Source organism: Flavobacterium ginsenosidimutans (genome assembly GCF_003254625.1).
Classification (GTDB): Bacteria; Bacteroidota; Bacteroidia; order Flavobacteriales; family Flavobacteriaceae; genus Flavobacterium; species Flavobacterium ginsenosidimutans.
The window spans coordinates 212,625-228,622 of record NZ_QJRJ01000077.1; the positions used below are offsets into that span (position 1 = coordinate 212,625).

Sequence of the window (15,998 nt, forward strand, 5' to 3'; positions counted from 1 at the left end):
TATTTGTTAATAAAAATTAACACTTGTTTAGGATCATTGTCGTTAATTTTTATTTAAACCAAACACCAAAAACTAAATTTAATATTCCTCCCTAAATCCTACAAATCATGAATGAAATTACAACTACCTTAAACGACTTTCTTGTCAGCACCAAATCTACCGCTGCATTAATCTTGAACGGAAAAGGAAAACTTATAACTTCCTTAAACCTAGACTATGGCGATAGTATCGCCGCAATGAGCGCAGCTATTTTATCTATGAGCGAAAAATTTTTAATTGATTTAGAAAAAGGCTCATTAAAACAATTATACCTTAAAAGTGCCGAAGGCGTTATTGTTGGAAACAAAATTAGCGGTTCTAATTTTATCGTTGCTTTTTCTAAAGAAGGCAGCAATCTAGCACTACTGATGCGTTCAACAGAAGAAGTTTCTGCTGAACTAAGCAAGAATTCCCTATTAAAATAACATAAATCTATCTATTAACAACAAACCGAACGTACTATGAGCAATGATTTTTTAAACGTGTTTTTAAACGAAATGAAAACTAACGTAAACGGCTTTATCGCTGTGGCTGTAACAGAAATTGAATCTGGATTAAGCTTTGGAAATTTAACTATTGACCCAAGTTTTGACCCTGAACTTGCCGCAGCTTATAACTTAGAAGTTGTAAAAGCTAAATTGAGTGCTGTAAAAGCATTAAACTTAAACCAGGACATCGAAGATATTTTGATTACACTTTCTAATCAAATTCACATTATCGATATTTCTCCAAACAAAAAATTTATGATCTACCTAGCTGCAGATGCTTCAAAAGCTAATTTAGGTATGACCAGAGCCATTTTGAGAAAACATAAAGCTGAAGTTGAAAAAAATCTAGCTTAATCATTTCTTTTGATTTCAAAATAAAAACCGTCTTTCTCAAGACGGTTTTTTTATTGTATTTAATTATTAACCTGCAATTTATCTATCGAATAAGTTCTTACAAAAACAAGCATCTATTAACTATGTTTATTTTGATCAATTATAAATAATTTCTTTCAAACCATAAATCCAACAACAGCGCTAGATAAAGTTAAACATTAAACAAAAAAAGCGCCCCTTAAAGGAGCGCTTTTTTTACATTTCTGTAGTTTATCGTTGCAAGTTTTTAGCTTCGATACTCATCGTTGCATGAGGAACGATTTTAAGCCTTTCTTTGCTGATTAATTTACCTGTTACTTTGCAGATACCGTATGTTTTATTTTCTACACGGAATAAAGCATTTTTTAAATCGCGAATGAATTTCTCTTGTCTGATAGCCAACTGAGAGTTTGCTTCTTTAGACATAGTCTCACTTCCTTCTTCAAAAGCTTTAAAAGTTGGAGAAGTATCGTCAGTACCGTTATTCAAATCGTTCATATAGGCACTTTTGATCAAATCAAGATCTTCTTGTGCTTTTTTAATTTTTGCTTGGATTATTTCTTTGAACTCTGCTAAATCTGCGTCAGAGTATCTTGTAATTTCATCTATCATTTTCTAACTATTTTGAAATTAATATAATGGTTCTAATATCATCAAACTCAATTTCTGTGCCGTTTTCTAACGTGTCAGCAAAAACCAGTTCGTCTGTTAATGTTTCAGACTTAATATAGTCTTTGTTTTTTGAAACTGCATCTTCTAAAATGCCGTTTCTTTTTATTTGAACTTTAATCTTATCCGTAACCTCAAATCCTGAATCTTTACGAATGTTTTGTATTCTATTTACTAATTCTCTAGCGATACCTTCATTTTTTAATTCTTCGGTAAGAGTAATATCAAGCGCAACTGTTATTCCGTTTGAATTAGCAACTAACCATCCTTCGATATCTTGTGATGTAATTTCCACATCTTCTAGTGATAAAGTTACACTATTTCCTGCAATAACAATATCTAGCGTTCCTTGCTTGTCTAATTGATTAATCTGATCTGCAGAAAAACCTTGTATCTCCTTAGAAATCAAGCCCATGTCTTTTCCAAAACGTGGCCCAAGAGCCTTAAAATTAGGCTTAATTTGTTTTACCAAAATACCTGAAGCATCGTCTAAAAGTTCGATTTCTTTCACGTTTACCTCAGCTTTTACAAGGTCAGAAATCGCTTCGATTTCAGCACGCTGATTCTCGTCAAGTACTGGAATCATTACCTTTTGCAGAGGTTGACGAACTTTAATCATCTCTTTTTTACGTAGTGATAAAACCAAAGATGAGATGGTTTGCGCCTTCTGCATTTTGCTCTCTAACGTTTTATTAACAAAGTTTTCGACAAATTTTGGAAACTCAGCCAAGTGAACACTAGCAAAATCCTCGGTTCCCGTAGAAGCTGTCAAATCTCTGTATAATTTATCCATAAAAAATGGAGCTACCGGAGCGCTTAGTTTACTAATTGTAAGCAAACAAGTATAAAGCGTTTGGTAAGCTGCAATTTTATCTTTTGCATATTCTCCTTTCCAGAAACGACGACGGCATAAACGAACGTACCAGTTACTTAAATTCTCCTGAACGAAGTCAGAAATGGCTCTTGTCGCTTTTGTTGGTTCATAATCTTCGTAGCATTCGTCAACAAATTTGATTAACGTATGTAATTCAGAAATAATCCACTGATCGATTTCAGGTCTTTCGTTTAATGGAATTTCAGCTTCGGCATATTTAAATCCGTCGATGTTAGCATATAACGAGAAGAATGAATAGGTATTGTAAAGTGTTCCGAAGAATTTACGTTTAACCTCAGCAATTCCCTCAAGGTCAAACTTCAAATTATCCCACGGATTTGCATTCATAATCATATACCAACGTGTAGCATCTGGACCGTTTTCTGCAATGGTTTTAAAAGGGTCTATAGTATTTCCTTTACTCTTAGACATTTTAATTCCATTTTTATCCAAAACAAGACCGTTTGAAACTACGTTTTTATACGCTACTTTATCAAAAACCAAAGTTCCAATAGCGTGTAAAGTATAAAACCATCCACGAGTCTGGTCTACTCCTTCAGCAATGAAATTCGCTGGAAAATCTTTGTTTCCGTCAATTTTATCTTTGTTCTCAAAAGGATAATGCCATTGTGCATAAGGCATAGCTCCAGAATCGAACCAAACGTCGATTAGATCACTTTCGCGCTTCATTGGTTTTCCAGAAGCTGAAACTAAAGTAATAGCATCAACAACATTTTTGTGCAAGTCAATTAAATCATAATTTGACTCAGACATATTTCCGATTTCAAACCCTTTAAATGGATTTTCTTTTTGGAAACCTGCTTCGATCGATTTTTCGATTGCATTGTACAATTCTTCAACAGAACCGATAATAACTTCTTCTGTTTTATCTTCTGTTCTCCAAATTGGTAATGGAATACCCCAATATCTAGAACGAGATAAGTTCCAATCGTTGGCATTTTTAAGCCAATTTCCAAAACGTCCTTCACCAGTAGATTTAGGCTTCCAATTGATAGTTTCGTTCAGGTCGAACATTCTATCTTTTACGTCGGTTACTTTAATAAACCACGAATCTAATGGATAGTATAATAACGGCTCATCTGTTCTCCAGCTGTGTGGATAACTGTGCACGTATTTTTCAACTTTAAAAGCTTTGTTTTCTTCTTTAAGGCGAATAGCAATTTCAACATCAACAGATTTCTCTGGAGCTTGTCCTGCATCGTAATATTCGTTTTTAACATATTTACCGGCCAAATCACCTACATGAGAAGTGAATCTTCCTTGTAAATCAACTAAAGGAACTGCTGTTCCGTTTTCGTCAAGAACCAACATTGGCGGAACTTCTGGCTTTGCTTCTTTTGCTACTTTAGCATCATCTGCACCAAAAGTTGGAGCTGTATGCACAATTCCTGTTCCATCTTCTGTTGTAACGAAATCCCCAGAAATTACTCTAAATGCATTTTCAGCATTTTGATATGGCAATACGTAAGGCAATAATTGCTCGTAACGGATTTCTACTAAATCTGCTCCTTTTGCTTCAGTTAAGATTTTGTACGGAAGTTTTTTATCTCCGTTTTTAACGTTATCAAAATCAGCATCGTCTTCACTTACGAAAAATCCTTTTCCGAATTGTTTTCCAACTAAGTTTTTAGCCAGAATCACATTAATTGGCTCAAAAGTATATTGATTGAAAGTTTTAACTAAAACATAATCGATTTTTGGACCAACTGTCAAAGCTGTATTTGACGGAAGTGTCCAAGGAGTTGTCGTCCAAGCTAAAATGTGAATATCTCCAAAACCTTGTAAAAAGCTCGGAAGTGTTTCTGGCAAAGTTTTGAACTGCGCTACAATTGTAGTATCGGTAACATCACGGTAAGCTCCAGGCTGATTTACTTCGTGAGAAGACAATCCAGTTCCTGCTTTTGGAGAATATGGCTGAATTGTGTATCCTTTATACAACAAACCTTTATCGTAGATTTGTTTCAAAAGCCACCAAACAGACTCCATATATTTTGGTTTATAAGTCACATACGGATCTTCCATATCAACCCAATAACCCATTTTTTCGGTCAAATCATTCCATACGTCAGTATAACGCATAACGGTTTTTTTACACGCTTCGTTATATTCTTCGATTGAAATTGTTTTACCAATATCTTCTTTTGTAATTCCTAATTCTTTTTCGGTACCCAATTCTACAGGCAAACCGTGAGTATCCCATCCGGCTTTTCTTTTAACCTGAAAACCTTTTTGAGTTTTATATCTGCAAAAAATATCTTTAATCGCACGTGCCATTACGTGGTGAATTCCAGGCAATCCGTTTGCTGAAGGCGGACCTTCAAAAAATACGAAAGGCTCAGCACCTTCGCGAGTTGTTACACTCTTTTCAAATATATTTTCTTTCTTCCAAAAATCAAGAACTTCAGACGCTACGGTTGGTAAGTCAAGTCCTTTGTATTCAGTAAATTTTGTACTCATTTTATCCTTTTCTTAAACGAGGTGCGAAAGTAAGGAATTTTGAGGAAAATAGATAAAAGATAACGGAAAAAAGACCGATTTCAGGAAATTTCGAGTAGATTCCGCAACAAATATTGCCGTTTTAATTGATTTAAGAGAAAACTTCTTTTAAAATCTCCAAAGATTTAGGTTTTTTGAATCCTTCTAGATGAAGACTGTAATAATCAATTATAATTTTTAGAAGGATTTGTCTTTCCAAAACATGAAAGATTTTTTGATCATTATCGAATTTTAAATCAAGTAATTTTTTAAACAGATTGGTTTCGTGTTCAGACAACACATTTCCATTTTGAAAAAGCGTAAAAACACCTTCATTCATTTCAAAAAAAGGAAGATTATTTTCTGAAAGATCTGGATAAAAGCCAAGATATTTTGTGATTTCTAAAAGCAGAATTAAATGAAAATTAGAAATTTCATCATGATGATCGAGCCAAGTCAGTGCAGTTTCTAAAAACAAGAAAAGCTGTTCGTTTTTTTCCTCTTCTTGAATCGAATGATGTAGCATTTCTGAAAGAAACATTACCATCGTACTTTTCACAATATCAGTATGAATACTTTGAAACGGAACAGCACTTTTTATTTCTTTAAAATTTTCTAAAGTGCCCTTGTTTTTATGAACCGCTTCAATTTCTAAAATCGAAAATGGCTGAAAATAAGCAATCTTCTGACTTGCTTTCCGACTTGAAAAAGCGTCACGCACAAAATAAGATTTCAGTCCGCTTGAAAGTGTAAAGCATTTTACGATCAAGCTTTTTTCCTGAAATTTTAAAGAGGAGATTACTATGGCTTTGGTTTTGACAAGCAAAATTTTTGTTTTTTTGTTTCAAGTTTAAGGTTTCAGGTTTTGAACTGAAAACTGAGACTGCGACTGGATACTTAACGAATAATCATCACTTTTTTTACTTTAGTTTCTCCTCCGTCTTGCGCGGAAATAAAAACCATGTAAACTCCAGAAGCTACTTTGTATTTTCCAAAAGCTGTTGTGTCCCATTCGATTGTTCCGCCTGAAGATGTTATTTCGAAAACCAAATTACCCTCAATATCTGTGATTTTGACATTTGCTTTATCAATTAATCCAGCAACTTTTACCGTTCCTGAATAAGTTGGACGAACTGGATTTGGATACACATATACATTACTCAAATCATCATTTGCATCTGTTGAAATTCCATTAAAGGAAACTAAACCTTTACTGGTTGCAATAAAAACCTCTCCAGTTTTACCATTTATTTTAATATCATTTATATAATTGCTTGGCAACGGAGAATTATTTATGGTAAAATGATATTTCGTTTCCTGTCCATTTGATGAAACCATAAAAACACCCGAATCTGCTGTTCCAATCCATTTATTGTTTGCCCCATCGACTGCAATAGAAGTCACAAATTGTTCATACATTAATTCTTGCGCCAAATTATCCTCAGTAATAATAATTGCATTCGCTTTTAATTGGCTCTCCGTTTGAAAATTATTAACATTTGATAAAACTCTTAATCCTTTTGTTGTTCCTATCCAAAGCTGATTTTTTGTATCTATTGCCAAAGTTCTAACATCTTCTACTGGTAAGTTTCCTTCATCGGTACCAGAAGTCATTTTCTTAAATGTATTAGTAGTTTCATTAAAACCAACTACTCCATCTCTATTGGTTCCAATCCATTTTACATTGTTCTTATCTACAACTATACTAGAATAACTACTAGATTCTGGATTGATCAAAATAGAAGTCATTGCATAACTGCCCCATTGGCCATTTGTTTTTAAAACTTTTAGACCATTTTTAACTCGGCTATTGGTCACCCAAAGATTTCCTGTTTTATCAAAAGCAGTTGCATTAATACGAACATCTATATAATCTGGACCTTCTGTTGTAATAGATTCCAATCCGCTGTTTGTCTCATTATATAAAAAATTCGGAACATCATCTTCAACTTTCAGCAAACCAGAAAAGAACGAACTTGCATAAACTTGCTTTTCGTTGTTTGGGTTTACAAGAATTCTTGTAATTGATTTTGCGTCATAAACTTCAGAATAAGGAATATTCAACCAACCCGAAGTATTGTATTTACTAATTCCATAACTATCCAAACTATAAGGATTATAAGAAGCATCGTAATCACCATAAACTGCCCACAAAACATTGGCAGTTGCATCTAATGAAAAAATATTATTTCGAACAGGTCCTGCTGGCGTTGTGCTTGCAAATGTCGACGCTGTACCTAATGTAGAAACAAACAGTCCGTTTTCTTTTGTTCCAATAAAAAGCTGATCTCCAATTGCCGTTGCACACGAAAAACTCAGCGTATTATTTAAAACTTGTGTATTTGTAATTTGTCTATTCAAAACCATCTGATTATTATAGACATAAACAGTGCTGGCCGTTGTAATAAATAAATTATGATTTTTAGCTCTCATGTCAACAGAAGCCTGAGGCAATTGAGAAAAACCTACAAATGTACTTGAGTTAAATCGATGAATATAGCCAGAATCGTTTACAGCAATAAGTTCTGTATCTAAAGCTTCTACACTAGACCAACTTCCTGTATTTACTACCGACCATTGATTATAATCTATTAGATTAGGATTGGTGCTATCTGCTTTTCTTATGCCACTTGTAGTTGCTGCAAAAATAAATCCGTTAAAAAAAGTAGTTTGTTTCACACTGATTTCAGCTCCATTGTCGCCAATAAAATAAGTATCGCCAAATTGAGAAGTAGTTAAATTGAATTGTACAATTCCAAAATCACAAGAAACATAAATCAAACCATTGTATTCCATAAAATGATTGATCTTTTTTGTATTTGCTGGAAGTTGTTTATTAATTATATCTACAACTTTTAATATGCTTCCATCAGTTTCATTAATTAAAATCATCAAACCATTCTCATAACCGATAATTGTTTTTTTGAAAGCTTCACTATAATAAACCGCTGAAATAGTTTGTCCTGATAATCCATCAACTGTAGTGGTTGTTTTTAGAACGTTAGTTGAAATATTTTTAGAAAACAAAGCATTCTCTGATGCTGCAAAAACACTAGTAGAAGATTCTGAAACATCTTTTATTTCATTAAACGAAAAATATCCCTGCCAAGACAATTTACCCTGAGCTTGGCAAAATTGAATTAGAACTAAAAATAAACCACAGAAGAATGTTTTTTTCATTATTAATGTATTCGGATAGACAAATATACTACAAACGAGAATTATTTAATTTTTGATATAAATAAAAAATGCCTTCGAGATATCTTAATAAAGATAACTGAAGGCATTTTTATAATTACAACTAAGTTTTAAACTACACCTTGTGCAAGCATAGCATCGGCAACTTTTACAAATCCAGCGATGTTTGCTCCTTTTACGTAGTTTACATATCCGTCTTCTTCTGCACCGTATTTTTTACATTGGTTATGAATTCCGATCATGATTTCTTTCAATCTTAAATCTACTTCTTCACTAGTCCAGTTTAAACGAATAGAGTTTTGAGTCATTTCTAATCCAGAGGCAGCAACACCACCAGCGTTAGCCGCTTTTCCTGGAGCAAATAATACTTTATTATCTAAGAAAAGTTTAATCGCATCTAAAGTAGAAGGCATATTAGCAGCTTCAGTAACGCAAAGAACTCCATTGTCAATTAATTTCTTAGCGTCATCTCCATTCAATTCATTTTGAGTTGCACATGGAATTGCGATATCTACTTTTACTTCCCAAGGACTTTTTCCTTTATGGAATATTGCGTTTGGATATTTCTCAAGATATCTTTCCGCTCTATTATCTCCTGTTGCTCTCATTTCAAGCATGTGGTCTATTTTTTCTCCAAAAATTCCTTCTTCATCATAAATATAACCATCAGGTCCAGAAATTGTAACTACTTTACCTCCAAGTTCATTTACTTTCAAGGCAACTCCCCAAGCTACATTTCCAAATCCAGAAATAGCAACTCTTTTTCCTTTGATTTCATGACCAATAGTACGAAGCATTTGATCAGTGAAATAAACTACCCCATATCCTGTAGCCTCTGGTCTAATTAATGAACCACCGTAAGCCAAGCCTTTTCCAGTTAAAACTCCAGTAAATTCATTTCTAATTCTTTTATATTGTCCGAATAAATATCCAATTTCACGAGCTCCAACACCAATATCTCCAGCAGGAACGTCAAGGTCTGGACCAATGTGACGGCATAATTCTGTCATAAAAGATTGGCAGAAACGCATAATTTCGCCATCTGATTTTCCTTCTGGATCAAAATCAGAACCACCTTTACCTCCACCCATTGGAAGAGTTGTTAAACTATTTTTAAATACCTGTTCGAAAGCAAGGAATTTTAAAACTGATAAATTTACTGTATGGTGAAATCTAATTCCTCCTTTATAAGGTCCAATCGCAGAGTTCATCTGAATTCTAAAACCTCTATTTACAATAATTTCTCCCTTATCGTCTACCCACGGAACTCTAAATATAATTGATCTCTCCGGTTCAGCGATTCTTAGGAGTATATTCTTTCCATCGTATTTTTTACGCTCAGATATAAAAGGAATTACAGTTTCTGCAAATTCTCTAACAGCTTGAAGAAATTCTGGTTCGTTTGGGTTTTTTGACTCAATTAGAGCCATAAATTCATTTATTTTTTGTTCCATTTTGAAATAAATTTTTCAGATAATTTGATTTAATTCCTATTCTTATAAATAAGAAATCATGTTTAAGAAAACGTTTTCGTTTTAACACACAAAGATATATCAAATAATGATTCGATGTTATATTTTTCACTTTTTTGGAGCGATTTGTGTTTTTTTCAAATATTACAAAAAAACACATTTTACATGTAGGTGTTTACATATAAATCACCTTTTAAAAGTTAGGAAATTAAGTATTTTGATACTTATTTTTCAATACAGCAATTTAATATTTTGAATCGATTAGGTTTTTTATATATTTGCCGAGATTTGTAAGCCCCTAGAAAATGCCTAAACACCTATTTATCACATTATTTGCCATCTTTGGTATATCAACCGTAGCATCAGCGCAGTCGGACCTAGCTCAAGAGATAGGAATATTTGCAGGACCAGTTACATTACAGTCAGATTTTGGTGAAAGACATAACGTTGACACCAATGTTGGGAATACTGGTTTTGGAGTTGGAATTATGCATTTCATCAACTTTTCTGCAGCCAACAATAGAGAGAGCTTCTTTACAGAGCACTTTAAAGTTAGGTCAGAGTTGTCTTTTAGTAAAACAACTTTGAAGCACTTTGGACAATGGGTTGAAAGAAAACCTGACGGAGTATTTGCTCAACAATTAAAGAACATGCATGCAAGTTCTTCTGTAGTAAATCTTGGTGCTCAATTGGAGTTTTCGCCTTTCATGAAAATTCATGATTTCGAAAATACAATTGGTAGCTTCAGTCCGTACGGAAGTTTAGGATTTCAAATAAGTTATTATTCAACTAAAGTTGGATCTAATTTAGGAGATATCACTCTTCCTAATGTTACTCCAGGAAAATACTTAACTCCATCTGATGGACGTGCGCATGGATTTTCTACAGAAACTGGTGTAGCTTTATCTGCAACAGCTGCTGTCGGGGTTCATTATAAATTAACTGAAATGAGCGATTTAATGTTTGAAACTCGTTTCCAAATGTACAACTCAGACTGGATTGACGGTTTAAATCCTAATAAAGATATTTATAAAGAAAACAAATCTAACGACTGGCAGGTTTGGTTTAACTTTGGATACATCTACTATTTAGAATTTTAATTTTAAATAAGTTACAAAATAAAAAATCCCAAATTCCAAAAAGTAAAATTGGAATTTGGGATTTTTTTATTGCTTATTTTTAAGATAAAGCTTGTTCTAAATCTGCAATTAAATCTTCTGCATCTTCAATACCAACACTTAATCGAACCAAATCATCAGTAATACCAACCTCAGCTCTTTTATCTGCAGGAATTGATGCGTGTGTCATTAAAGCAGGATGATTTGCTAATGATTCAACTCCGCCAAGAGATTCTGCCAATGTAAATACTTTCAGTTTTTCTAAAAAAGCAATTGAATCTTCTTTTTTACCCGACTTAAAATCAAAAGAAACCATTCCTCCAAAAGCTTTCATTTGTTTTTTTGCAATTTCATGAAATGGATGATTTTTTAAACCTGGATAATAAACCGTTTTAATTTTAGGATGATTACTTAAGTATTCTACCACTTTCTCTCCATTCTCACAATGTCTTTGAACTCTTAAAGCCAAAGTTTTTATTCCTCTTAAAACCAAGAAACTATCCATTGGTCCAAGAGTTGCTCCAGTTGCAAATTGCTGAAAATGCAATTGTTCTCCAAGCTCTGCATCTTTTACAATTAATGCTCCCGCAATAACATCAGAGTGTCCTCCTAAATATTTTGTTGCTGAGTGCATTACAATATCTGCTCCTAAATCTAAAGGTTTCTGTAAATAAGGGGTTGCGAAAGTATTATCTACAGCAAGAAGAATTTTTTTCTCTTGTGTAATTTTTGCTATTTCCTGAATGTCCGCTAATTTCATCAACGGATTTGTTGGTGTTTCTACCCAGATTAACTTCGTGTTTTCGTTGATTAAACTTTTCAATTTTTCGATATTCGTCATATCAACAAAATGAAATTTAATACCTGAATCTTTATAAACACGAGAAAACATTCTATACGTTCCGCCATACAAATCATCCATAGCAATGATTTCGTCTCCAGCTTTAAAAGATCTCAAAACGCAGTCTGTCGCCGCAAGACCAGATGAAAATGCTAGTCCGCGAGTTCCATTTTCTATACTTGCCAGCGCCTCTTCTAAAGCAGTACGCGTAGGATTTGAAGCCCTGCTGTATTCATAATCCGCCAAAGGTTTACCTGGGCTTGTTTGCACAAATGTTGAAGTTTGATACACTGGTGGCATAACTGCCCCAGTACTTGGATCATGATGCTGTCCTCCGTGTATTACTTTTGTATTGAATTTCATATAGTTATAAATTTTAATTCCTTATTTCTTGTACAAATTTACCGCTTAATTTATTTTATCCTGATACAACTTCTTACCTTTGTAGATAATTAACACTTTTTGATATGAAAAATTACATATTTACAATCTTATTGTGTTTGATTTTTACAAGTTGCAAAAAAGAGCTTTCGTTTGAAAATGAAACCTTTGAAGAAAAATCTACTATTCCGTGCAAAAATGACTGCCCGAAAATCACAATAGAAGTTCCAATTGCTAAAAATATTAAAGTAACATCAGACAGCATCAATAAAAAAGTATTTGCTGTCATTAAAGAAATTGTATTTTTTGGCGAAGATTCGACGAAAGTCAATGATTACAAATCATTGGCAAAATCGTTCATTGCTTCGTACGAAGAAATGCATGAAAAATTTCCAAATGACACTTTTGGCTGGGAAGCGAAAATAACAGGAAATGTCGAATTTGAATCTGATCAAATTTTAAACCTTAAAATTGATCATTACACTTTTACTGGCGGCGCTCACGGATATCAAGGTTATCGTTCCTTATTATTTAATAAAAAGACAGGAAAAACGATTTTCAATAATCAGTTATTTAAAAACGAAAATGAGTTCAAGGCTTTCGCCGAAAAAACTTTTAGAGCAAAGTACAAAATCCCAGAAAAAGCTAATATAAATGCTACAGGATTAATGTTTGAAAACGACAAATTTCAACTGCCTCAAAACATTTTTTATACTTCGTCGGGTTTACTGTTATATTATAATTCATACGAAGCCGCTTCTTACGCAGACGGCCCAAAAGAGCTTTTATTTTCTTATGATGAAGTGAAAAAGTATTTGAATTTTCAATAAAACTAAACTGAATCTTTACCGATATGGTGGATGTAGACGCACTGCAGTACGCCTCTACAGAAAAAAAACCTAGAACCTTAGTATCTCAGTAACTCAGAACCTTCCCTACTGAACATCGTACTTCATTTTACGCAAAACCCTCAAAGCTTCTTTAAAAGAAGAATAGACATTTTTATAAGGTTTGAGAAGCATTTTTGCATCAATTAATTTTTGTCGGGCATCTTCAAAACCATTCAAATGACAAATCATAAAAGTAGAAGGCAGATTTTCTAAATCTTTCATTTCTCGTTCAGACAAATTGATTTCTTTTTGAAGTTTCGCCAATAAAGCCATATTGGCATTATAAATATGGTAGAGCATTTTTCGGTTAAACTCAGGCGGCTGAAAAAGCATTTGACGGTCAATTTTATAATAACCGTTATCAAAGAAATGGATAGTTTGTTCTTCTAACGGATAATAACTTGTTTTGTCATTTAATCCCAACGGAACATATTCTGTAATAGTAAAAGTATCATCGTTAAATTCGATAGTCACAACATCTTGTGCCGAATAAAAAAGCTTGATTTGTTCGTTGATCAATTCTATATCTACACGAGACAAATAAGTTTTATCACGCATTTTTTTTGGAACTCCAGCCCAGCAAATCACAAATAATTCTTTGAAAACGCGATATTTCGGAGACATATCTTTATGCCTGAAATTCATAAAATCGATAACACCGTCTAAAGTATACTGAATGCTATTTCGAGAACTATTTTCGATTCCGATTACCGTTTCGGTATTTTGATTGTTTTTTTCGATTACTTCATGTTCTTCTAGAGGAATCGAATTACTGCCGCGTCTAACAAAAACGCTGTTGGCAAGAATGGTATGAATTCCTTTTTTAAAGTATGAGATTTTGTTTTTTGGTTTTATGGTAACCAAACCGATTACTTTGTCTTTTGGAAGATTTGGAAACGGAACGTTTTCGTATTGAATTTTAGGAGGATTTTCTAAAAAAGCATTTACCAGATTCTGAATTCGGCTGTCGTCGAAGAAATCATCGCCTACAATTTCGTTATCTTGATCTTCTACCCCAACAACGATATAAGAATTATTGTTCGGATTGGAATTGGACAAAGCGCAAATGTGTTTTAAGAACTTTCCTTTTCCTTCCCGCGAATGAAGATTCAACTGCCTTTTCTTATCATAAAAACTGCTCTCGTCATTATGAGCGAGAAGATTTTTTATTAAAAGGCGTTTATTAATCATTATTCTAGATTATTAGACTGACTTAGATTTTTAGACTTCTTAGAGTTATGATTTTCAGATTCCTAAGATAATCTAAAGATCTAACTTTCTAAGAAGTCTAATCATCTATTTTTAAATATTTTTCTTGACAATTGTCGAAGACGCCTGCGCCGTACTCATAACAACCAAATCTGCAATATTTACATGATAAGGTCTAGAAACGACAAAGTGAATGATATCGGCAATATCTTCTGCTTTTAATGGATCAAATCCTTTATAAACATTTGCAGCTCTTTCGACATCGCCTTTAAAACGAACTTCGCTAAATTCTGTCGCCACCATTCCTGGATGAATTCCACCAACTCTAATTCCAAACGGATTTAAATCGATTCGCATTCCTGCGGTAATTGCATCAACTGCATGTTTAGAGCCGCAGTATACATTCCCGTTCGGATAAACTTCTTTTGCAGCAGTTGAACCAATATTAATAATATGTCCAGATTGTCTTTCAACCATTTGAGGAATTATTGCTTTTGAAACATATAAAAGTCCTTTCACATTAATATCGATCATGGCATCCCAATCGTCTAAATCTCCATTCTGAATTGGATCTAAACCGTGAGCGTTTCCTGCGTTATTTATTAAAACGTCAATTGTAGCAAAATCATTGGGTAAAGAACCTATTTTTTTCAAAACATCTTCTTTATCGCGAACATCAAATGCTAAAGAATGTACTTCTGTAAAAGCAGAAAGTTCTTTTTGAAGTTCTTCTAAACGGTCTGTACGTCTTCCACAGAGAACAACCTTATAATTGTTTTTCGCTAAAATCTGAGCGGTTGCTTTTCCAATTCCGCTCGTAGCACCAGTAATTAAAACTGTTTTTTTCATTGTTTTTTCTTTAAAAAAGATTTTTTGCCACAGATTAAAGAATTAAAATGATTTTTTTGAAATCTGTGAAAATCTTTTAATCTATGGCAAATATTTAGCATCGTAAACTGAAAACTGTCACTGCGACTGAAAACTTAAAAATTAAGGCACATCATCGCCCATACTTTCTGTCCAGATTGCGAACCAGTCTTCTTTATCCATTTGCAATTCGATTGCTTTTGATAAAGATTGAATTCTGGCAATATTTACAGTTCCAGCGATCGGAATTACTTTTGCTGGATGTTTTAAAATCCATGCTAATAAAAGTGTATCTGCACCTAAATGATATTTCTCCAATAAAGTGGAGAACAGTTTTTTCAAACGGCGAGTCTGTTTGGTGTCTTCTCTAAAAACAGTTCCAAGAGGGTTCCATGATAACGGACGAATTCCGTGTGTCTGCATATAATCAAGACTTCCATCTAACATTGCGTCATAATGGGTTGCAGAAAATTGCACTTGATTATAACTAACTTCTGTTTTCTGACGAATTAATTCGGTTTGAGAACTTGTAAAGTTTGAAAGTCCAAAATCAATGATTTTTCCTTCTCCTTTTAATTTTTCAACTGCTTCTGCAATTTCATCGGCTTGCATTAACGGACTTGGTCTGTGCAATAAAAAAACATCAACATAATCTGTTTTCAAATTTTTCAAAGATCCTTCCACAGACTTAATGATATAATCTTTAGAGTAATCGTAATGTTTAATTTTGTTTTCAGGGCGTTTATCAGCAATCATCTGAATGCCGCACTTTGTAATTAATTGTAATTTTTCACGATTAATTTTACTTGCGTGAAAGGCTTTTCCAAAATCGGCTTCGGTCGTATACGAACCGTAAATATCCGCGTGATCAAAAGTCGTAATTTTGTTTTCGATACACATTTGTATCATGTTTTCCATTTCTTTAGTTGTAAGGTTTTTATCCCAAACTCCCCAATTCATAGTGCCCGAAATTATAGGCGATAAGACTGTTTTGCTCATAATAGTTATGCGTTATTTTTGGTAATAATTATGCTTTCATAAAACATAATCATCAAAGTTCTTAAAAATATAAAAATAGATTCAC

The 15,998-nt window shown here is 33.4% G+C and carries 13 protein-coding genes; 4 read left to right on the forward strand and 9 right to left on the reverse strand.

The features are described 5' to 3' along the window. Positions 1 to 107: 107 nt before the first annotated feature. Together DM444_RS12855 and DM444_RS12860 are read left to right on the forward strand one after the other, a co-directional pair. Positions 108 to 464 carry a roadblock/LC7 domain-containing protein gene (locus DM444_RS12855; RefSeq protein ID WP_091494460.1) on the forward strand — a complete coding sequence of 119 codons (357 nt, stop codon included), beginning with the start codon at positions 108 to 110 and terminating at the stop codon, positions 462 to 464. Positions 465 to 500: 36 nt separating this feature from the next. Next, a complete protein-coding gene (locus tag DM444_RS12860; protein ID WP_057115205.1) occupies positions 501 to 881 on the forward strand; it encodes a hypothetical protein in 381 nt (126 codons plus the stop codon). 249 nt (positions 882 to 1,130) lie between these two features. On the opposite strand, the gene DM444_RS12865 is transcribed toward DM444_RS12860, so the two are convergent. The 5 genes from DM444_RS12865 to gdhA form a co-directional block, all read right to left on the reverse strand. Further along, positions 1,131 to 1,511: a TraR/DksA family transcriptional regulator gene (locus tag DM444_RS12865; RefSeq protein WP_012022792.1), complete on the reverse strand. Its 381-nt coding sequence runs from the start codon at positions 1,509 to 1,511 to the stop codon at positions 1,131 to 1,133. 7 nt (positions 1,512 to 1,518) lie between these two features. Further along, positions 1,519 to 4,920 (reverse strand): isoleucine--tRNA ligase, encoded by a 3,402-nt coding sequence (ileS, locus tag DM444_RS12870; RefSeq protein WP_111287235.1) that lies wholly within the window; start codon positions 4,918 to 4,920, stop codon positions 1,519 to 1,521. Positions 4,921 to 5,050: 130 nt separating this feature from the next. Then, positions 5,051 to 5,764 carry a DNA repair protein RecO gene (gene recO, locus DM444_RS12875; protein ID WP_111287237.1) on the reverse strand — a complete coding sequence of 238 codons (714 nt, stop codon included), beginning with the start codon at positions 5,762 to 5,764 and terminating at the stop codon, positions 5,051 to 5,053. Positions 5,765 to 5,835: 71 nt separating this feature from the next. After that, positions 5,836 to 8,118, reverse strand: a complete 2,283-nt coding sequence (porZ, locus tag DM444_RS12880) for a type IX secretion system anionic LPS delivery protein PorZ (RefSeq protein WP_111287239.1) — start codon at positions 8,116 to 8,118, stop codon at positions 5,836 to 5,838. Positions 8,119 to 8,246: 128 nt separating this feature from the next. Further along, positions 8,247 to 9,590, reverse strand: coding sequence for an NADP-specific glutamate dehydrogenase (gene gdhA / locus DM444_RS12885; protein ID WP_111287241.1), 1,344 nt, complete (start codon positions 9,588 to 9,590; stop codon positions 8,247 to 8,249). Positions 9,591 to 9,913: 323 nt separating this feature from the next. Between gdhA and DM444_RS12895 the strand changes: the two genes are divergently transcribed. Further along, positions 9,914 to 10,708 carry a THC0290_0291 family protein gene (locus DM444_RS12895; protein WP_111287245.1) on the forward strand — a complete coding sequence of 265 codons (795 nt, stop codon included), beginning with the start codon at positions 9,914 to 9,916 and terminating at the stop codon, positions 10,706 to 10,708. Positions 10,709 to 10,787: 79 nt separating this feature from the next. Here DM444_RS12895 and DM444_RS12900 read toward each other — a convergent pair whose 3' ends face one another. Then, positions 10,788 to 11,930, reverse strand: coding sequence for a cystathionine gamma-synthase (locus DM444_RS12900; protein WP_111287247.1), 1,143 nt, complete (start codon positions 11,928 to 11,930; stop codon positions 10,788 to 10,790). A gap of 104 nt (positions 11,931 to 12,034) precedes the next feature. On the opposite strand from DM444_RS12900, the gene DM444_RS12905 reads away from it, so the two are divergent. Continuing rightward, positions 12,035 to 12,778: a DUF3298 and DUF4163 domain-containing protein gene (locus DM444_RS12905; protein ID WP_111287249.1), complete on the forward strand. Its 744-nt coding sequence runs from the start codon at positions 12,035 to 12,037 to the stop codon at positions 12,776 to 12,778. A gap of 105 nt (positions 12,779 to 12,883) precedes the next feature. Here the strand turns inward: DM444_RS12905 and DM444_RS12910 are convergent, their stop codons facing one another. From DM444_RS12910 to DM444_RS12920, 3 genes are all read right to left on the reverse strand, one after another. Then, on the reverse strand, positions 12,884 to 14,029 hold the full coding sequence (locus DM444_RS12910; protein WP_111287251.1) for an ATP-binding protein: 1,146 nt from the start codon (positions 14,027 to 14,029) through the stop codon (positions 12,884 to 12,886). Between the two features lie 111 nt (positions 14,030 to 14,140). Beyond that, positions 14,141 to 14,896, reverse strand: coding sequence for an SDR family NAD(P)-dependent oxidoreductase (locus DM444_RS12915; RefSeq protein ID WP_111287253.1), 756 nt, complete (start codon positions 14,894 to 14,896; stop codon positions 14,141 to 14,143). A gap of 141 nt (positions 14,897 to 15,037) precedes the next feature. Continuing rightward, entirely contained in the window at positions 15,038 to 15,913 is an 876-nt protein-coding gene (locus DM444_RS12920; RefSeq protein ID WP_111287255.1) for an aldo/keto reductase, read from the reverse strand. Positions 15,914 to 15,998: the final 85 nt, after the last annotated feature.